Here is an 18,139-nt window from a genome sequence, read left to right as displayed (position 1 = left end):
GCGCTGCAACTTGTCCCCCGAACTGGGTGCACACTCAGGCGCGCCGTACCTCGCAGACCGAGGCCGGACGTGCTCCTGAGTCGGACTCAGTCCTCGGGCTCGTCCCCGGCAGCGTCGCCGAGCGCCGACGGCCCCTCGGTCACCAGCAGGCGGAACTGCTCGGCGTCGATGATCCGGACCCCGAGCTGTTCGGCCTTCGTGAGCTTCGAACCGGCACCGGGACCGGCCGCGACGAAGTCCGTCTTCTTGCTCACGCTCGAGGCCGCCTTGCCGCCCGCCGCGATGATCGCCTCCTGCGCGCCCTCGCGGCTGTACCCCTCGAGGGAGCCGGTCGCCACGACGGTCAGCCCGCTGAGCACGCCGCCTTCCTCGTCCGCGGCGCCCGGTCCGGGGTGCCCGGGCGTGGTGAACTGCACGCCCGCCGCCGTCCAGCGGTCGATGATGTCGCGGTGCCAGTCGACCTCGAACCAGTCGAGCAGGGCGTCGGCGATGATCCCGCCGACACCGTCCACCGCGGCGAGTTCCTCGCGCGAGGCGGCCCGGATCGCGTCGAGCGACCCGAAGTGGTTCGCGAGCGCGCGGGCTGCCACCGGCCCGACGTGCCGGATGCTCAGGCCGACCATGATCCGCCAGAGCGGCTTCGTCTTCGCGGCGTCGATGTTCGCCAGCATCTCGAACGCGTTCTTCGACGGGTACCGGCTCGGTTCGCCCGTGTAGTCCGCCCCCCGCGCGTCGGGGTCGAACGGCGGGTCGCTCTTCTTGCGCGCCCGGCTGAAGGGCGTGACCCGCTTCGGCGCACCGTCGTCGGTGGTCTTCTCCATGCCGGTCTCGGCGTCACGGACGATGACCTCGATCGGGACGATGTCCTCCATCGTCAGGTCGAACAGGCCGGCCTCGGTCTCGAGCGGGGGCTGCTCGGGGTGGAGCGGCTGCGTCATGGCCGCGGCAGCGACCTCGCCCAGCCCCTCGATGTCGAGCGAGCCACGGGAGGCGATGTGCTCGACCCGGCCGCGCACCTGCGCCGGGCAGCTCTTCGCGTTCGGGCAGCGGAGGTCGATGTCGCCTTCCTTCGCGGGGGCGAGGGGCGTGCCGCACTCGGGGCAGTTCGTCGGCATGACGAACTCGCGCTCGGTGCCGTCGCGGAGTTCGACGACCGGACCGAGCACCTCGGGGATGACGTCGCCGGCCTTCCGGAGCACGACGGTGTCCCCGATGAGGACGCCCTTCGCCTTGACGACCTGCTGGTTGTGCAGGGTCGCCTGGCGCACGACCGACCCGGCGACCTCGGCCGGGGCCATCACCGCGAAGGGCGTGGCGCGACCGGTCCGACCAACGCTGACGACCACGTCGAGGAGCGTCGTGTGGACCTCTTCCGGCGGGTACTTGTACGCGATCGCCCATCGCGGGGCGCGCGACGTCGACCCGAGTTCCTCGTGCAGGGCGAGGTCGTCGACCTTGATCACGATGCCGTCGATCTGGTGCTCGACCGAGGCCCGTCGCTCGCCGTAGTCCTTGACGAAGGCCAGCACCTCGTCGATGGAGTCGAAGACCCGGTAGTGCGAACTCGTCGGCAGGCCCCACGTCTGCAGGAGCTCGTACACCTCGGACTGCGCGCGGACGTCGGTGTCCCGTTCGAGTTCGCGGACGGGCCACGCGCCGATGCCGTGCACGAGCATGCGCAGCCGACGGAGCCGGTCCACCATGAGCTCGCGCTTCGCCTCGGACTTGCCCTCCTCCTTCTGGCGGAGCGATCCGGCTGCAGCGTTGCGCGGGTTCGCGAAGACCCGCTCCCCCGCGTCGCGCTGCTTGGCGTTCAGTTCGTCGAACTGCTCGACCGGGAAGAAGATCTCGCCACGGACCTCGACGAGGGGCGGGTGCCCGGAACCGGACAGGCGGTCCGGGATCGTCCCCATCGTGCGGACGTTGCCGGTGACGTCCTCGCCGACGACCCCGTCACCGCGCGTCGCGGCCGAGACGAGCCGACCGTTCTCGTACCGGAGGTTGATCGCGAGCCCGTCGATCTTCAGCTCGGTGAGGAACCGGACGCGCTCGGCACCGGCGTCGCGCTGCACCTTGACCGCCCAGTCGACGAGTTCGTCCGGGCTGAAGACGTTGTCGAGGCTGAGCATCCGTTCGGCGTGCTCGACCGGCGCGAACTGCACGGTCTGCGCCTGGCCGCCCACGGTCTGGGTCGGGCTGTCCTCGGTGAGGAGTTCCGGGAAGCGCTGCTCGATCGCGTCGAGGCGGTGGACGAGCCCGTCGTACTCGCCGTCCGCGACCGTCGACCCGTTCTCGTCGTAGTACGCGTGCCGCAGCTCGTTGATGCTGGACCGGAGCCGGTCGACCTCACGCTGCGCCTGCGCCGCGTCGAGTGCGGCGGGGTCGATCGTCTCGAACGTCGAGTCCGCGGGCGTCGTGTCGCTCATGCCCTCAGTTCTACCGGCAACCACCGACCGGACGCGCAGCCGACGGGCAACCCGGGAGCGCCGCGCGGTCAGACGGCGGCGGCCACCGCCGACACCGTCGCGTCGATCGTGCACTGCCCGAGCACCCGGGTGCCGACGTACACGACCGCGGTCTGCCCCGGCGCGACGCCCGAGAGCGGCTCGTCGACGTCGATGACCAGCTGGGCGTCGGTGACCCGTGCGGTCGCGGGCACCGGGTCGGCGTGCGCCCGGATCTGCACGTCGCACGCGAAGGGCGTGGACGGGTCGGCCGGCGCGGTGCCGGCCCAGGTGAAGCGCGACCCGGACATCGAGGTCACGTCGAGCGCCTCCTTCGGGCCGACCACGACGGTGTTCTCCTTCGGGCGGATCTCGAGCACGAACCGCGGCTTGCCGTCCGGTGCCGGTCGACCGAGGTGCAGTCCGCGCCGCTGTCCGACCGTGTACCCGGTCGCCCCGTCGTGCGCACCGACGACCGTGCCGTCCCGCTCGACGACCTCGCCGGGGGCCGCGCCGACGCGGTCCGCCAGCCAGCCCCGGGTGTCGCCGTCCGGGATGAAGCAGATGTCGTAGGAGTCGGGCTTCTGCGCCACGGTGAGGCCCCGCGCTGCCGCCTCGGCCCGGACCTCGTCCTTCGAGGGCGTCGCTCCGAGCGGGAACATCGCGTGCTGGAGCTGCTCGGCGGTCAGGACGCCGAGGACGTACGACTGGTCCTTCGCCCACGCCGCCGAGCGGTGCAGCTCGCGCGCCCCGTCCGGACCGGTGACGATCGAGGCGTAGTGCCCGGTGCAGACGGCGTCGAACCCGAGGGCGAGCGCCTTCTCGAGCAGCGCCGCGAACTTGATCCGCTCGTTGCAGCGCATGCAGGGGTTCGGCGTCCGGCCGGCCTGGTACTCGGCCACGAAGTCGTCGACGACGTCCTCCTTGAACCGGGCCGAGAAGTCCCACACGTAGTACGGGATGCCGAGCGCGGACGCGGCGCGCTGGGCGTCCATCGAGTCCTCGATCGTGCAGCAGCCGCGGCTGCCGGTGCGCAGGGTCCCGGGCATGCGGCTCAGCGCCAGGTGCACACCGACCACGTCGTGCCCGGCGTCGACCGCCCGGGCTGCGGCCACCGCCGAGTCGACACCACCGCTCATCGCCGCCAGAACTCGCATGGCTCCAGGGTAACCCGCCGACGAAGCGGTACCGCGGGCGTACCGTTGTCCGAGCGATGACCTCCGAGACCCCTGCCTTCGACTTCCGGTCGGTCCTGCTGTCCGGGTTCCTGCCCGCAGCGCTCTTCGCGATCGGCGAGGGCGCGATCATCCCGATCATCCCGATCGCGGCGAGCTCCCTCGGCGCGAGCCTGGCGTTCGCGGGCTTCGTCGCGGCGCTCATCCTCGTTGGCGAGCTCATCGGGGACGTGCCGTCCGGGGTGGTGGTCGCCCGCATCGGGGAGCGCAACGCGATGATCGGCGCGGCGGTCGTCTCGGTCGTCGGGCTCCTGGTGTGCACGGCCGCCCCGAACGCCTGGGTCCTCGCGCTCGGGGTGTTCCTCGTCGGTGTCTCCACCGCCGTCTTCGCGCTCGCCCGGCACGCCTACATGACGACCGCGATCCCCCTGCACATCCGGGCACGGGCGCTGTCGAGCCTCGGCGGCGTGTTCCGCTTCGGCTACTTCGTCGGTCCGTTCATCGCCGCCGGTGTCGTGCACCTGACGGGCACCACGCAGAGCGCGTTCTGGATCCACATCGTCTGCTGCCTCCTGGCGGCGGTGACGCTCCTCGTCCTGCGCGACCCCGCGACGGGCGCACGCGGCTTCCGCAGGCCGAGCCGCGCCTCCCGGCTCACGACGGACGACGCGACGAACGCGACGGGCGCGACCACGACGGAGCCGCCCACCGACACCGGTGCGCAGTTCGTCCAAGAGGAAGCGCACGGCCTCTTCCGCACCATCCGCGCGAACCGGGCCGTGCTCCTCCGGCTCGGCAGCGGTGCCGGCCTGATCGGCGCGCTCCGCGCCGGCCGCCAGGTCATCCTGCCGCTCTGGGCGGTCAGCGTCGGGCTCGACGACTCGACCGCAGCGCTCGTCATCGGCATCGCCGGTGCGGTCGACTTCGCGCTCTTCTACACGAGCGGGCAGATCATGGACCGGTGGGGCCGCCTGGCGAGTGCACTCCCCTGCATGGTCGGGCTCAGCATCAGCTACTTCCTGCTCGCGTGGTCCGGGCACCTCGACGCCCGGGTGGGCTGGTTCGTCGCGATCGCGATGGGGATGTCGCTCGCGAACGGGGTCGGGTCGGGCATCCTCATGACGCTCGGCGCGGACCTCGCGCCGCGGGACCACCCGGCGCCGTTCCTGGGCGCCTGGAGGTTCACCGGCGACTTCGGGCAAGCCGCTGCACCGCTCCTCATCTCCGGCGTGACCGCCGTCGCGTCGATCGCGGTCGCGAGCGGGGTGATGGGGGTGCTCGGCCTGGTCGGCGCGGGCATCCTGTTGCGGTACGTGCCGCGGTACCTCCCGCGGAAGCTGCGCTGACCGTCCGCCGAACGGCCGGTCGGGGCGGCCCAGGAGGCGCGGATCACGTCCGGCGCGCGGGCGGCGCTCGGTAGACTGCCGCTGCTCGCGGGAGTGGTGGAATCGGTAGACACGCAGGATTTAGGTTCCTGTGCCCCTGGCGTGAGGGTTCGAGTCCCTCCTTCCGCACCAGAAGTTGCGTCCTCACGCATCTCATACCACCGAGGGACGTTGCCGTCATCGGCGGACGGTACCCTCGTCCTGCGGGACGCCTCCCCGTGTCCCCGCCTCCACGACCGGAAGAACCATGCACTCCGTCGCACTCGCCCTGATCCCCTGGCTGGATCCGCAGTACATCCTCGACAACTTCGGGGCCATCGCCGTGTTCGTGGTGTGCGCCATCATCTTCGCCGAGACCGGGCTGCTCGTCGGCTTCATCTTCCCGGGCGACAGCCTGCTCGTGATCACCGGCCTCTTCGCGTTCGACCGCGGCGGCGAGATCGGCGGCATCCCCGTCTGGATCGCCGCGCTGATGATCGCCGCGTCCGCGTTCCTCGGCGGCGAGCTCGGCTACTACATCGGCAAGAAGGCCGGCCCGCCCATCTTCGAGCGCAAGGAGAGCGGGCTGTTCTCCAAGGCGAACGTCGACCGCACGAACGCGTTCTTCCACCGGTTCGGGCCCCTCGCGGTGATCCTCGCCCGGTTCGTCCCCGTCGTGCGGACGTTCCTGCCGATCGCCGCCGGTGTGGGCCGGATGAACTACAAGAAGTACTCGCTGTACAACGCGATCGGCGCCGTCGTGTGGGGCGTCGGGGTGACGTTCCTCGGGTACTTCATCGGGCACATCCCGTTCGTCGCGCACATCGTCCGCGAGTACATCGACATCATCCTGCTCGCGGCCGTCGTCGTGACGGTCGTGCCGATGGCGCTGACGTACTTCCGGAACGCGCGCAAGGCGAAGCGCGACGAGGCCGCGGCCGAGGCGGGGACCGAGCCGCAGCGCTGACGGTCCGTCCTGCCGGACAGGAGGCGCGGTGCCGGCTGGCGCCGCGCCTCCTGTCCGTCGCGGGCCGTGCCGGCCCGGGCGCTCGCGCCGGGCCGCTCGCCCGCGCCGCCGAGCGGGCGAAATACGTCCCCCTCGGCACCCCCCGGCGGCACATTCCGCCCGCTCGCCGCACGCCCGCGGCTGCGCCGCCCCCTCGGCCGAGCGGGCGAAGTACGTCCCCCTCGGCGGCTTCCGGCGGCACATTCCGCCCGCTCGCCGCACGCCCGCCGCGCCCAGCCGCCGCCCCTCGGCCGAACGGGCAAAATACGCCCCGCTCGGCGCCCCCGCGCCGCACATTCCGCCCGCTCGCCGCACGTTCCGCCCGCTCGCCGCGGGCCCGCGGCGGCGCCGGGCCCTCGCACAACCAAAGACAACCCGAGCCACGTCGCGACGTGGCTCGGGTTGTCTTTGGTTGTGCGGACGCGCAGCCGCGTGCAGACGCTCAGCCGCGCGTCAGACGCCGAAGTACTCCCGCACCACCGGCGCGATCCCACGGAACGCCTTGCTCCGGTGCGACAGCGCGTTCTTCTCCTCGCGCGTCAGCTCCGCCGACGTCCGATCGGCGTCGTCCGGCCGGAAGACCGGGTCGTACCCGTGCCCACCGTCGCCGATGGGCTCGGTCGTGACCTCGCCGTTCCAGACCGCCTCGACCACGTGCTCGGTGCCGTCCGGCGTGACGAACGCCGCGGCGCACACGAACGCCGCCGTGCGCTCGACGACCCCGTCGAGGTTCCGCAGCAGCAGCGCGATGTTGTCCGCGTCGACCCGCGTGCCGGCGTACCGCGCCGAGTGGATGCCGGGAGCACCGTCCAACGCGTCCACCGCGATGCCCGAGTCGTCGGCGAGCGCCGGGAGCCCCGTGTGCGCGACCGCCGCCCGGGCCTTGATGAGGGCGTTCGCGGCGTAGGTGTCCCCGTCCTCGACGGGCTCCGGGCCGTCGTACCCGACGAGCTCGACGCCGTCGCCCAGCGCCGACCCGAGGATCTCGCGCAGCTCGACGACCTTGCCCTTGTTGTGCGTCGCCAGGACCACCGTGCGGGAGGTCACGCGAGCCCCAGCACGGACTTCTGGATCGCCGCGAGGGACTGGTTGCCCGCGAGCCCGAGGTCCAGCAGCACGTTGAGCTCGTCGCGGTCGAAGGGTGCGTGCTCGGCGGTCCCCTGCACCTCGATGAACTTGCCCGAGCCGGTCGTGACGATGTTCATGTCGGTGTCGGCGGCGGAGTCCTCGGTGTACGCGAGGTCGAGCATCGGCTCGCCCTTGACGATCCCGACGGAGATGGCCTGCACGCTGTCGAGCAGCGGGGTCGCCTTCTTCGCCACGAACCCGCGGTCGCGCCCCCACTCGATCGCGTCCACCATCGCGACGTACGCGCCGGTGATCGACGCCGTGCGGGTGCCGCCGTCGGCCTGGAGCACGTCGCAGTCGATGACGAGCGTGTTCTCGCCGAGACCCTTCGTGTCGACGACCGCGCGGAGCGATCGGCCGATCAGGCGGGAGATCTCGTGCGTGCGCCCGCCGACCTTGCCCTTGATCGACTCACGCTGCATGCGCTCGTTCGTCGAGCGGGGCAGCATCGAGTACTCGGCGGTGACCCAGCCGGTGCCCTTGCCGGCGAGCCACCGCGGGACGCCGTTCGTGAAGGACGCGGTGCAGAGCACCTTGGTGTTGCCGAACGAGATGAGCGCGCTGCCCTCGGCCTGCGTGCTCCACCCCCGCTCGATCGTGACGGGACGGTGGTCGGTCGCGGTGCGGCCGTCGATGCGAAGCGTGTCGCTCATGGGGTCCTTTCGATGCGGGGCAGCGTGATGGCCCCGGTCTGGAGGTGGCCGACGCTGGAGACCTCGGGGCCGAGGAAGCGTCGGGCGAGTCGGATGAAGCCGTTCTTGTCGTCGCCGGTCGCTTCGAACGAGTAGGTCGGCGGCTCGGTGGCAGTGCGTTCGAGTCCGTGCTCGACGAGTCGTCGGTACACGTCGTTGGCGGTCTCCTCGGCGCTGGAGACGAGCGTCACGTCCGGACCCATCACGTACTGGATCGCGGCGGACATGAGCGGGTAGTGGGTGCACCCGAGGACGAGCGTGTCGACGTCGGCTGCGCGGATCGGTGCGAGGTAGCCCGCAGCGACCTCGCGGAGCGCTGGGGAGGAGGTGTCCCCCGCCTCGACGAACTCGACGAAGCGCGGGCATGCCGCGAGGCTCAGACTGATGTCCGACGCGACCGCGAAGGCGTCCTCGTACGAGCGCGACGCGATGGTGCCGACCGTGCCGATCACGCCGATGCGTCCGGTGCGGGTCTGCTTGACGGCGGCGCGTGCAGCGGGCTGGATGACCTCGACGACGGGGATGCCGTACGCCTGCTCGTACCGTTCGCGGGCGTCCCGGAGCACCGCGGACGAAGCGGTGTTGCACGCGATCACGAGGGCCTTCACACCCTGTTCGACGAGGTCGTCCATCACCTCGAGCGCGTAGCGACGGACGTCCGCGATGGGCTTCGGGCCGTACGGCGAGTGCACGGTGTCGCCCACGTACCGGATGCTCTCGCGTGGCAGCTGGTCGATGATGGCGCGGGCCACCGTGAGTCCGCCCACCCCGCTGTCGAAGACTCCGATCGGTGCATCCGTCACGACACCAGCGTACCGAGCGTGCGGGCCCGCCCGCCCCGCGAGCGGGCGAACACGCACCGCTCGCCGCGCCGACACGGCAGGTACCGCCCGCTCGCGTCCACGGCCCGCCCAGGAGGCGCGAGCCGACCCCGCCAGGCCGCCCCGCGCCTCCAGGCGGCCACCTAACCCGCGAGCGGGCGAAACACGCACCGCTCGCCGCACCGACGCAGCACATACCGCCCGCTCGCGACCGCGCGGGTCCGCCCGCCCCGCGGGCGGGCGAAATACGCACCCCTCGCCGCGCGCACACGACGGAATCCGCCCGCTCGCGTCCACGTCCCGCCCGGGAGGCGCGAGCCGACCCCGCCAGGCCGCCCCGCGCCTCCAGGCGGCCACCCCCACCCGCGAGCGGGCGGAACACGCACCGCCCGCCGCGCCGACCCGGCACGTACCGCCCGCTCGCGCGCGCCGGCCGGCGGATCCGTACCTCCGAGCCCGGGCGACACTAGTGTCGGAGAGGTGACCAGCGCGCTCCTCACGGACCAGTACGAACTCACCATGGTCGACGCGGCCCTCAAGGACGGCACGGCCGACCGCCGGTGCGTGTTCGAGGTCTTCGCCCGCCGCCTGCCGGACGGACGCCGCTACGGTGTCGCCGCGGGCCTCGGCCGGTTCCTGACCGCGCTGACGGACTTCCGGTTCGGCGACGACGAGATCGCGTTCCTGCGCGACCGCGGCGTCATCGATGCCGGGACGGCCTCGTACCTCGCCGACTACCGGTTCACCGGGGACATCCGGGCCTACCGCGAGGGCGAGGTCTTCTTCCCGAACTCCCCCGTCCTCCAGATCGAGGGCACCTTCGCCGAGGCCGTCGTGCTCGAGACCCTCGCGCTGAGCATCTTCAACGCCGACAGTGCGATCGCGAGCGCCGCCGCACGCATGGTCTCCGCTGCCGACGGTCGTCCGCTCGCCGAGATGGGCTCCCGGCGCACCGGCGAGTGGAACGCCGTCGCCGCCGCCCGGGCCGCGTACATCGCGGGCTTCGGGGCGACGAGCAACCTCGAGGCCGGGCGCACCTGGGGCATCCCGACGATGGGCACCGCGGCGCACGCGTTCACGCTCCTCCACGACTCGGAGGAGGACGCCTTCCGGTCGCAGATCGACGCCCTCGGGACCGGCACGACGCTGCTCGTCGACACCTACGACATCGAGGCCGCGGTCGACACCGCGGTCCGGCTCACCGACGGCAAGCTCGGCGCGGTCCGCATCGACAGCGGCGACCTGCCGTCCGTCGTGGCGTCGGTCCGCGCACAGCTCGACCGGCTCGGGGCGACCGACACGAAGATCACGGTCACGAACGACCTCGACGAGTACACGATCGCGGCACTCCGCGCGGCGCCGGTCGACTCCTACGGCGTCGGGACCTCGGTGGTCTCCGGATCGGGCCACCCGGCCGCGGGCATGGTCTTCAAGCTCGTCGCACACCGCGACGCGAGCCACCGCGACGCGGGCCACCGCGACACAGCCGACGGCGGTACGAACGACGACGGCTGGGTCCCGGTCGCGAAGAAGTCGGCCGAGAAGGCCACCGTCGGCGGACGCAAGCAGGCGGGCCGCCGCCTCCGGAACGGCATCGCCACCGCCGAGGTCGTGCTGACCACGGGTCAGGTCGGGCCGGACGAGCGCCCGCTGCTCGTCCCCGTGGTGACGAACGGCGTGGTGGACCCGGCGTTCCTCGGCGTGCAGGGCGTCGAAGCTGCCCGCGCGCACCACAAGATGGCGAAGGCCGAGCTGCCCGCCGACGCGTCACGCATCGGTCGGGGCGACCCGGCCATCCCCACGCTCGTCATCTGAGCGTCGGCGTCACTCCGCCTTCATCTTCTCGTAGATCGCCTTGCAGTCGGGGCAGACCGGGAACTTCTCGGGGTCGCGCCCGGGGATCCACTTCTTCCCGCACAGCGCCTTGACGGGCTTGCCGGTCAGGGCCGACTGCAGGATCTTGTCCTTCTTGACGTAGTGCGAGAAACGCTCGTGGTCGCCGGGCTCGATCGCCTCTTCCTCGAGGAGCTTCTCGAGCTCGCGGTCCATCACGTCGAGGCCGCCACCGGGTTCCGTCATGCTCATGCGTCCAGGGTACGACGACCGGGCGCGCGCCGCGACGGTCCGCGACGCGCGGGGGGCGTGGCCGACCCGTGACGGCCTGGAGGCGCGGGGCGGGGTCGACCCGCGCCTCCAAGCCGTCAGGTGGTCACCCCGGGGAGCGACCCGGCTCAGTTGCGCTGCGCTGCGGCCAGCAGGTCCGGCCCGTGGCGGTCGAAGAGGCGACCGCCGATCGCGACGCCCGCCACCAGCACGACCACGCCGACCAGGACCCCGACGACGAGGGTCAGGACTCCCCACGGCTCTGGGCCGTCGACGAAGGCGAGCACCGCGAGCCACGCCGCGGGGACGGAGCAGACCAGGATCCCGACCACCATCGACGACTGCGCGACCGAGGCGAGGACGCCGGCGGCCTGCGGCTGCTGGAAGGGGTGGTCGCCCGGTCGGACGGTCGGGTACGGCAGCAGGACGGACACGACGCTCGACAGCCCGAGGCCGGACAGGAGCGCACTCGTGCTCACGCCGACCAGCAGCGGGAAGGCCGTCCAGTCGCCGAACAGCCACGCGGAGACCCACGAGCCGGCGACGAGTGCGGGGATGCCCACGGTGAGCACCGGCACGAGGCGACCGAGTCGGTCGCTCCAGCCCGGGGCTCCCGAGGCGACGTGCAGCCACACCGCGGTGTTGTCGTACGAGACGTCGTTGTGCGGCAGGAAGCCCGCGATGAGCGCCATCAGCGGCAGCGGCACCAGGGCGGTCCAGTGCCACGGCACGCCGGCCACCCCGAGCGGGATGACGACGAGCGGGACGAACACGATGATCAGGTAGGACGCGCGGTACCGCGGGTCGCGTCCCCAGTAGGTGAGGGCCCGTGCCGCCACCGCGCCGACGGGCGTGGAGCCGAGCGTGTCGAACCATCCGAGGCCCCGGTACCGACGGGTCCGCGCACGGCCGTCGACGGTCTCGAGCGCCCGGCCGACCACGGCCCACCAGGCGACGCCGAGCAGGGCCACGACGACCACCGCGATGACGAGCTTGACGATGCCCTCGCCCACACGGCCGCTCGCGACGTCGGCCGGGACGGCCCAGGCGGCGCCCCACGGCGTCCACCCGGCGATGTCGGCGACGCGCTGCATCTCGGCGCCGGCCGGGTCGAGCCAGTCGACGCGGAGCAGGAGCGACACGGCCGGGATCGCCAGCACGACGATGACCAGCGCGACCAGCCAGCCGGCGTCCCGCGACCGGTGCGGACCGATCAGGGACGCTCCGACGGCGCTGCCGACGCGGATGAGCAGGGCGCACGTGGCGATGGCGAGGAGGGCGGCGACGACGCCGAGGACGCCGACACCCGCACCGCGCATCCACGCGACCGACTGCGCGACGACCACGACGGCGACCGCGACGACCGGGACCCCGATGAGTCCGGCGACGCCGAGCCCGACCGCCAGGTCGCGTCGGCCGATGCCGAACACGGTGAAGCGCCGCGGATCGAACTGGTCGCCGCGCCCGACGACGAGCGGGACGACCGTGAACGCGAAGGCGATGAGCGTGCCGACCGGGACGACGACCGAACGTGCGACCTCGGGTGCGGCGTCACGGAGCCCGACGACCTCGATCGCCACGAGCACCGCGGCGACGAGTCCCGCGAGGCTGCCGAGCACGACGAGGACCGAGCGGCGGGCGCTCCCGCGGACCTCGCCCGCGAGCAGGTCCGCCCTCAGCCGGAGAAGCTGTGCAACCATTCCATGCTCTCTGCCACGACGCGGCCGCCCGCGAGCTCGACGAACTTGTCCTCGAGGCTCTTGCGCCCGCGGACCTGCGCCATCGTGCCGGAGGCGAGGACCTTGCCGCCGACGATGATGGCGACGGAGTCACACGTGCGCTGCACGAGCTCCATGGAGTGGCTGGAGAGCACCACCGTGCCGCCCCCGCGCGTGTAGCGACGGAGGATCTCGGTGATGGTCGCTGCGCTCACCGGGTCGACGGACTCGAACGGTTCGTCGAGCACGAGCACCCGGGGCGAGTGGATGAGCGTCGCCGCGAGGGCGATCTTCTTCGCCATGCCCACGGAGTAGTCGGCGACCTGACGGCCGAGCGCCTCGCCGAGACCGAACGCCTCGGCCAGGTCACTGCTGCGCTTGCGCGCGGTGGCACCGTCGAGCCCGCGGAGGGTCGCCGAGTAGTACAGCAGCTGCGCGCCGGTCAGCCGGTCGAACAGCCGGAGCCGGTCCGGCAGCACGCCGAGGTCCCGCTTGGCGGCTGTCGGGTCGGCCCACACGTCGTGGTCGAGCACGGTCACGCTGCCGGCGTCGGGGCGCAGGAGTCCGGTGACCATCGACAGGGTGGTCGTCTTGCCGGCGCCGTTCGGGCCGACGACGCCGAAGATCGAGCCCTGACGGATCTCGAGGTCGACCTCGTCGACGGCGAGGGTCTGGCCGTAGCGCTTCACGAGGCCGTCGGCACGGAGGACGACGGGCTGCTGGGGCTGCTTGGCCGTGGGCGCGGGGCGCTTCGTGCCGCTCGGGCGCTTCTTCGCGGACTTGGTGTCGGGCGCCGCGGTGTCCGTTCCGGTTGCGGTGTCCGTCGGGGTCGCGCGGTCGGTCGGGGTCGCGCGGTCGGTCGCGTCCGTGCCGGCGGGCGCGTCCGTCTCATCGGTCGCGTCCGTCTCATCCGCCCCGTCGCGCGGTCCAGGAGGCACGGTGCCGGTCGTCCCCGCCGTCTGCGTCGGGCGGGTGGCACGTCCCTTGCCGCCGCGCGCCTTCGCGGGGCGGCGACCGGTGGTCGTCGGCGCCACCGCCTGCGCGGCGACGCGGTCCGCCCCCGTCTCCGTCTCCGTCGTCTCGGTGGCCGTCGTGTCGTCGGTCATCGTGTCCTCAGCGGAGGCGTCGTGTGCATCCCCGTCCCCCATGTCGTCGTCAGCGGCGTCTCCCGCCGCAGTGGCGTCGTCGTCCTCGGTGGCAGCGTCGCCCGAGGTGTCATCGTCGCCGTCGGCGGCCGCTTCGGCCTCGGTGTCGGCGTCCGCTTCCTCGGTCAGCCAGGCAGCGTCCGACGTGGCGTACACGTCGTCGTCGTCCCCTGCTGCTGCGGCCACCGCCCCACCGTACCAACGCTCACCGGACAGCGGGGGACGCCTCGGGCGCAGGGTCCCGAATCTCCCGCGCTGTGTCACGAATTGAGCACGAAGCGGCCGAGACCGTACCCCGGCGGAGAGTCGTTCCGTATCATTCACCGAGGCACGACGAAGTGTTCACCACTTGGAAACCTGCCCCGGCCGGTGTCCCCGTGACGATCCCTCCCTGCGAATGCGCGCAGAGACGGCGGTCTTCCCGGGCAGATCGGATCTTCCGGGAGCACACTCGACGAGGCCCGCCCGTGCCCCAGGGCGCGCGGGCGGACACCAGAAGGGACCAGCATGACCACGCAGATCGTCATCCTCGCAGCGGGGATGGGCAGCCGCCTCGGGCGCAGCCTGCCGAAGCCGCTGACCGAACTGAGCGACGGCCGCACCATCATGCAGCAGCAGTTCGACAACATCCGTGCGGCGTTCGGTTCGAGCGCACGCGTCACCATCGTCGTCGGCTACAAGTCGGAGTACATCGTCGAGGCCTTCCCCGAGGCGAACTTCGTCTACAACGAGTCCTACGACTCCACGAACACCTCGAAGAGCCTGCTCCGCGCCCTCAAGGCGACGGGCAAGGGCGGCGTGCTCTGGATGAACGGCGACGTCGTCTTCGACCCTCGTGCCCTGGTGCGTGCGGCCGACATGATCGACGAGGACCGCTCGTTCGTCAGCGTCAACACCGACAAGGTCTCCGACGAAGAGGTCAAGTACACCGTCGACGCCGAGGGCTTCATCCACAAGCTGTCGAAGCAGGTCGTCGGTGGCCTCGGCGAAGCCGTCGGCATCAACTACGTGTCCTCGAAGGACAAGCAGGCGCTCATCCGCCAGCTCGGTCGCGTCGACGACCAGGAGTACTTCGAGGGCGGCATCGAGGCTGCCATCGCCGAGGACGGGCTACTCTGGAGCCCGATCGACATCTCCGACCTCTACGCGGTCGAGATCGACTTCGCCGAGGACCTCGAGCGCGCGAACAACCTGTTCGCCTGAACCAGCGTCAGGACCCCCTCGGCGGTTCCGCCCGAAGGGAAACCGTGACCACAGCGAGTGCGCCGACCGTGCCCGCGGCTGCCGCACCAGCGGCGTCCCGGAGCGCCGGTCGGCGCTATCGTCATGCCCTCTGGCTGCTGACGATCCGAGACCTCCGCGTCCGCTACTCGACCTCGGCGCTCGGCTACTTCTGGTCGATCCTCGACCCGCTCGTGATGTCGGCGATCTACTGGTTCGTCTTCACGCAGGTGTTCCACCGCGGGTCGGTCGGCGAAGAGCCGTACATCGTGTTCCTGCTGTCGGCGCTGCTGCCGTGGATGTGGTTCACCGGTGCCGTCTCGGACTCCACGCGGGCGTTCATCAAGGAGACCAAGCTCATCCGGTCGACGACGATCCCGCGCAGCATCTGGGTCGCCCGGGTCACGGCGTCGAAGGGCATCGAGTTCCTCCTCAGCCTGCCGGTGCTCGCCGTGTTCGCGATCGCGACGGGGGCGCACTGGCACTGGGAGATCGCGCTCTACCCGCTCGCGATCGTGCTGCAGTGCGCGCTCGTGTACGGGCTCGGCCTGATCGTCGCGCCGCTCGTGGTCTTCTTCCGTGACCTCGAGCGTGCGGTGAAGCTCGTGCTCCGGTTCCTCTTCTACGCATCGCCGATCATCTACGGCACGTCGGCACTGCCCGACAAGCTGCACGACCTCGCGGCCTTCAACCCGCTCAGCGGCATCTTCGGCATCTACCGCGCGGCGTTCTTCCCGTCGCAGCTGAACTGGTTCGAGGTCGGGGTGTCCGTCGTCGTCACCGTCGTCGTCCTCGCGATCGGACTCGTCGTGTTCCGCCGCAGCGAGCACCGCGTCCTGAAGGAGCTGTGATGACCGCCACCGAGCAGACCAGCCGCAGCGCGACGGTCGCCCCCGTGATCTCGGTCCGCGACGCCGGCATCCGGTTCAAGCGCAACCGCCGGGCGAGCCGGAGCTTCAAGGACCTCTTCGCCGGCAGCAACCGCCGCAAGCGCGCGGACGAGTTCTGGGCGCTCCGGGGTGTGTCGTTCGACGTCCGCCCGGGTGAGGCGATCGGGGTCGTCGGCCGCAACGGTCAGGGCAAGTCGACGCTGCTGAAGCTCGTGGCCCAGGTCATGCTCCCCGACGAGGGACGCATCCACGTCGGCGCCGGGGTCGCACCCCTGATCGAGATCACCGGTGGCTTCGTCGGAGACCTCTCGGTCCGCGACAACGTCTACCTCACGGCGGGACTGCACGGCATGTCCCGGGCCGAGATCCGCGACGCCTTCGACGAGATCATCGAGTTCGCCGAGATCGGCGACTTCGTCGACACCCCGTACAAGCACCTGTCGAGCGGCATGAAGGTGCGCATCGCGTTCGCGGTCATCTCGCGCCTCGACGAACCGGTGATCCTGGTGGACGAGGTCCTGGCGGTCGGCGACAAGGGGTTCCGCGAGAAGTGCTACAAGCGGATCGAGGAGCTCCTCGCCGGTGGCCGCACGCTGTTCTTCGTCTCGCACAGCGACAAGGACCTCCGCCGCTTCTGCGAGCGTGGGCTGTACCTCGACAAGGGTCGCCTGCAGCTCGACGGCACGATCGAGGAAGCACTGCAGCGGTACTCGTCCGACTACGCCGTCTGACCACCGATCCCCGTCCACAACCAGGGTCCCCAGGGCCGCTCTCCACAGCCGCCACTCCCCCGAGCCGAACCGGCCGCCGGACGTCAGACCCTCACCCTACGGTGACGGCATGCACCACCCGACACCGGCCTACCCCGTCCCGTTCTCGATCGACCGTTCCCGTGCCCCGCGCCGCTACGACCTGCTGAACACCGGCGACGAACCCGTCGACGGCATCACGCTCACCCACCTCGGCACCGGCTACTGCCCGCCGCTCGCCGTGCACCGGCTCGAACCGGGTCGGTCGCTCTCGATCGCCGTGTTCGGCGCCGCCACCGACGACACGGGCGTGGTGATCGTCCGCTGGCGTCGACCGGACCGCTCCGAGTACCTCTGGCGGATGTCCCTCGTGGGTGACGCCCGTGCTGCCTGACCGTCCTCGTCGTGCCACCGCCGACCGGTGGGTCCGGGTCGGTCCCTCAGTCCTCGCCGCGCGCCGCCGCGACGGTCTGCCAGCGGGCGAGCAGCCGTTCGACCGCGTCGTGCAGCCGCTTCGTCGCCGCACCCGGCGTCGTGTCGCCGAAGTACCGCTCGACCCAGTGCTGCAGCTTCGCGAGCTCGGCGGCGTCGTTCGCCGCGGCGTCGACCCGCGCGACGACGTCCTGCGCATCGGACGCCGTCAACCAGTTGGCGTCGCTCAGGTACCCGCGCTCGTCGACGTCCGCCTCGGGCGAGACCGGCCGGGTCACGATGAGCGGCTTGCCCACGGCCAGCCGGTCGTAGATCATCGCGCTGATGTCCGTGATCGCCACGTCCGCTCCGGCGAGCTGCCACCCCAGCCCGGCACCGTCGTCGTACACGTGGTGGGCGCCCGGGTCGGCGGCGTTGGCGCTCGCGATGGCAGCGACGATCCGCTCGTGCGCCGCCTTGTACGCGGCGTCGCGCACACCGCTGCGAGGGTGCGGCCGGTAGACGAGCCGGTGCGTCGGCGACGCGAGCACCCGTTCGGCGATCGTGGTGCCGTGGCTCGCGATCGACCCGTACGCGGCCGCTGCGCGGTCCCCCTCCCACGTCGGCGCGTAGAGCACGACCGTGCGGTCGTCGGCCGGGTACGGCGCGGCGCCGACGAAGTGGTCGGCCTGCGGGCGACCGATCGAGATCGTCCGGGCATCCAGGTCGTAGTCCCACAGGGCGTCCGACAGCCGTCCACGAGCGGCGTCACCTGCGATCAGGGCGTAGTCGTACGCCTTGAACTGGTTCGTCGTCATGTACATCTTGTCGCTCTCGCCGTGGTTCACGAACACGTGCCACATGCGCCCGTACCGCATCATCTGGAAGTTGCGGGCGTTTTGGTTGACGTAGAAGACGATCTTCGGGGCCTGCTCCTCGACGAACTGCTCGAGGTCGACGACCTGGCGCGCGTAGACCACGGGCACCGGGGACTCGTCGAGCAGGGTGAGCATGGTGCCGGGGCTCCGCGCGATGATCGCGACCGGGTGGGTCGCCGCGAGTTCGGCGAGGGGGGCGTACCACTGCCGCACCTGGTACATGTTCACGGGGCCGTCGGCGAAGTAGACGGCGATCTCCACGGTGCCCGGAGCAGGGGCCGCCACCGACGGCAGTCGGCGTGCGAGGTCACGACGGCTGCGGCGCGACTTGAGCAGGCGGTCGGCGAGCCGCAGGGCCGTGCGCGCGTCGCTGATGATCGGCATGGTCTCTCTT

The 18,139-nt window shown here is 71.6% G+C and carries 16 protein-coding genes and 1 tRNA gene; 8 read left to right on the top strand and 9 right to left on the bottom strand.

What is annotated here, in order from left to right; translation table 11 throughout:
• Nucleotides 1–86: 86 nt before the first annotated feature.
• Nucleotides 87–2,426, bottom strand: coding sequence for an NAD-dependent DNA ligase LigA (gene ligA, locus J2X60_RS13850; RefSeq protein WP_309888263.1), 2,340 nt, complete (start codon nt 2,424–2,426; stop codon nt 87–89).
• Nucleotides 2,427–2,494: 68 nt separating this feature from the next.
• Entirely contained in the window at nt 2,495–3,601 is a 1,107-nt protein-coding gene (mnmA, locus tag J2X60_RS13845; protein WP_309888262.1) for a tRNA 2-thiouridine(34) synthase MnmA, read from the bottom strand.
• Nucleotides 3,602–3,657: 56 nt separating this feature from the next.
• Between mnmA and J2X60_RS13840 the strand changes: the two genes are divergently transcribed.
• The 3 genes from J2X60_RS13840 to J2X60_RS13830 all read left to right on the top strand — a co-directional run bounded on the left by J2X60_RS13840 (nt 3,658) and on the right by J2X60_RS13830 (nt 5,950).
• Nucleotides 3,658–4,965, top strand: coding sequence for an MFS transporter (locus J2X60_RS13840; RefSeq protein WP_309778935.1), 1,308 nt, complete (start codon nt 3,658–3,660; stop codon nt 4,963–4,965).
• 87 nt (nt 4,966–5,052) lie between these two features.
• A tRNA-Leu gene (locus J2X60_RS13835) sits at nt 5,053–5,136 on the top strand.
• Nucleotides 5,137–5,251: 115 nt separating this feature from the next.
• A complete protein-coding gene (locus J2X60_RS13830; protein WP_070416665.1) occupies nt 5,252–5,950 on the top strand; it encodes a DedA family protein in 699 nt (232 codons plus the stop codon).
• Between the two features lie 492 nt (nt 5,951–6,442).
• Here J2X60_RS13830 and rdgB read toward each other — a convergent pair whose 3' ends face one another.
• Genes rdgB through murI form a run of 3 tightly spaced genes read right to left on the bottom strand, consistent with a single transcriptional unit; the run spans nt 6,443 to nt 8,612 of the window.
• Nucleotides 6,443–7,036, bottom strand: a complete 594-nt coding sequence (rdgB, locus tag J2X60_RS13825; RefSeq protein WP_071302032.1) for an RdgB/HAM1 family non-canonical purine NTP pyrophosphatase — start codon at nt 7,034–7,036, stop codon at nt 6,443–6,445.
• The gene (rph, locus tag J2X60_RS13820) at nt 7,033–7,770 is read right to left on the bottom strand and encodes a ribonuclease PH (protein WP_309778933.1); all 738 of its coding nucleotides are present in this window, start codon (nt 7,768–7,770) and stop codon (nt 7,033–7,035) included. The genes rdgB and rph overlap by 4 nt, the downstream gene beginning before the upstream one ends.
• Complete coding sequence (gene murI, locus J2X60_RS13815) at nt 7,767–8,612, bottom strand: glutamate racemase (RefSeq protein WP_070419170.1); 846 nt, start codon at nt 8,610–8,612, stop codon at nt 7,767–7,769. Before murI ends, rph begins: the two co-directional genes overlap by 4 nt.
• Before the next feature lie 498 nt (nt 8,613–9,110).
• On the opposite strand from murI, the gene J2X60_RS13810 reads away from it, so the two are divergent.
• A complete protein-coding gene (locus J2X60_RS13810) occupies nt 9,111–10,445 on the top strand; it encodes a nicotinate phosphoribosyltransferase (protein WP_309888258.1) in 1,335 nt (444 codons plus the stop codon).
• Nucleotides 10,446–10,454: 9 nt separating this feature from the next.
• Here J2X60_RS13810 and J2X60_RS13805 read toward each other — a convergent pair whose 3' ends face one another.
• The 3 genes from J2X60_RS13805 to J2X60_RS13795 all read right to left on the bottom strand — a co-directional run bounded on the left by J2X60_RS13805 (nt 10,455) and on the right by J2X60_RS13795 (nt 13,782).
• Nucleotides 10,455–10,715: a DUF3039 domain-containing protein gene (locus J2X60_RS13805; RefSeq protein WP_092384164.1), complete on the bottom strand. Its 261-nt coding sequence runs from the start codon at nt 10,713–10,715 to the stop codon at nt 10,455–10,457.
• Between the two features lie 146 nt (nt 10,716–10,861).
• Nucleotides 10,862–12,433: an ABC transporter permease gene (locus J2X60_RS13800; RefSeq protein ID WP_309888256.1), complete on the bottom strand. Its 1,572-nt coding sequence runs from the start codon at nt 12,431–12,433 to the stop codon at nt 10,862–10,864.
• Nucleotides 12,409–13,782 (bottom strand): ABC transporter ATP-binding protein, encoded by a 1,374-nt coding sequence (locus J2X60_RS13795; RefSeq protein ID WP_309888254.1) that lies wholly within the window; start codon nt 13,780–13,782, stop codon nt 12,409–12,411. Before J2X60_RS13795 ends, J2X60_RS13800 begins: the two co-directional genes overlap by 25 nt.
• A gap of 321 nt (nt 13,783–14,103) precedes the next feature.
• On the opposite strand from J2X60_RS13795, the gene J2X60_RS13790 reads away from it, so the two are divergent.
• The 4 genes from J2X60_RS13790 to J2X60_RS13775 all read left to right on the top strand — a co-directional run bounded on the left by J2X60_RS13790 (nt 14,104) and on the right by J2X60_RS13775 (nt 16,850).
• Nucleotides 14,104–14,799 (top strand): NTP transferase domain-containing protein, encoded by a 696-nt coding sequence (locus tag J2X60_RS13790; RefSeq protein ID WP_070416669.1) that lies wholly within the window; start codon nt 14,104–14,106, stop codon nt 14,797–14,799.
• A gap of 44 nt (nt 14,800–14,843) precedes the next feature.
• Entirely contained in the window at nt 14,844–15,668 is an 825-nt protein-coding gene (locus J2X60_RS13785) for an ABC transporter permease (RefSeq protein WP_396127802.1), read from the top strand.
• Nucleotides 15,668–16,438, top strand: a complete 771-nt coding sequence (locus J2X60_RS13780) for an ABC transporter ATP-binding protein (protein ID WP_070416671.1) — start codon at nt 15,668–15,670, stop codon at nt 16,436–16,438. Before J2X60_RS13785 ends, J2X60_RS13780 begins: the two co-directional genes overlap by 1 nt.
• A 109-nt stretch (nt 16,439–16,547) precedes the next feature.
• The gene (locus J2X60_RS13775) at nt 16,548–16,850 is read left to right on the top strand and encodes a hypothetical protein (protein ID WP_309778929.1); all 303 of its coding nucleotides are present in this window, start codon (nt 16,548–16,550) and stop codon (nt 16,848–16,850) included.
• A gap of 46 nt (nt 16,851–16,896) precedes the next feature.
• Here the strand turns inward: J2X60_RS13775 and J2X60_RS13770 are convergent, their stop codons facing one another.
• Nucleotides 16,897–18,129, bottom strand: coding sequence for a CDP-glycerol glycerophosphotransferase family protein (locus tag J2X60_RS13770; RefSeq protein WP_309888251.1), 1,233 nt, complete (start codon nt 18,127–18,129; stop codon nt 16,897–16,899).
• Nucleotides 18,130–18,139: the final 10 nt, after the last annotated feature.

The sequence above is a fragment of the Curtobacterium sp. 320 genome (genome assembly GCF_031455235.1).
GTDB lineage: Bacteria > Actinomycetota > Actinomycetes > Actinomycetales > Microbacteriaceae > Curtobacterium.
This window is presented reverse-complemented; position numbering and strand designations above follow the sequence as displayed.

Bases quoted from the DNA above. Each gene is read 5' to 3' on its own strand.
- J2X60_RS13800 (WP_309888256.1), bottom strand. From the start codon at position 12,433: ATGGTTGCACAGCTTCTCCGGCTGAGGGCGGACCTGCTCGCGGGCGAG.
- J2X60_RS13840 (WP_309778935.1), top strand. From the start codon at position 3,658: ATGACCTCCGAGACCCCTGCCTTCGACTTCCGGTCGGTCCTGCTGTCC.
- ligA (WP_309888263.1), bottom strand. From the start codon at position 2,426: ATGAGCGACACGACGCCCGCGGACTCGACGTTCGAGACGATCGACCCC.
- J2X60_RS13830 (WP_070416665.1), top strand. From the start codon at position 5,252: ATGCACTCCGTCGCACTCGCCCTGATCCCCTGGCTGGATCCGCAGTAC.
- J2X60_RS13770 (WP_309888251.1), bottom strand. From the start codon at position 18,129: ATGCCGATCATCAGCGACGCGCGCACGGCCCTGCGGCTCGCCGACCGC.
- J2X60_RS13805 (WP_092384164.1), bottom strand. From the start codon at position 10,715: ATGAGCATGACGGAACCCGGTGGCGGCCTCGACGTGATGGACCGCGAG.
- J2X60_RS13775 (WP_309778929.1), top strand. From the start codon at position 16,548: ATGCACCACCCGACACCGGCCTACCCCGTCCCGTTCTCGATCGACCGT.
- mnmA (WP_309888262.1), bottom strand. From the start codon at position 3,601: ATGCGAGTTCTGGCGGCGATGAGCGGTGGTGTCGACTCGGCGGTGGCC.
- rph (WP_309778933.1), bottom strand. From the start codon at position 7,770: ATGAGCGACACGCTTCGCATCGACGGCCGCACCGCGACCGACCACCGT.
- J2X60_RS13780 (WP_070416671.1), top strand. From the start codon at position 15,668: ATGACCGCCACCGAGCAGACCAGCCGCAGCGCGACGGTCGCCCCCGTG.
- J2X60_RS13790 (WP_070416669.1), top strand. From the start codon at position 14,104: ATGACCACGCAGATCGTCATCCTCGCAGCGGGGATGGGCAGCCGCCTC.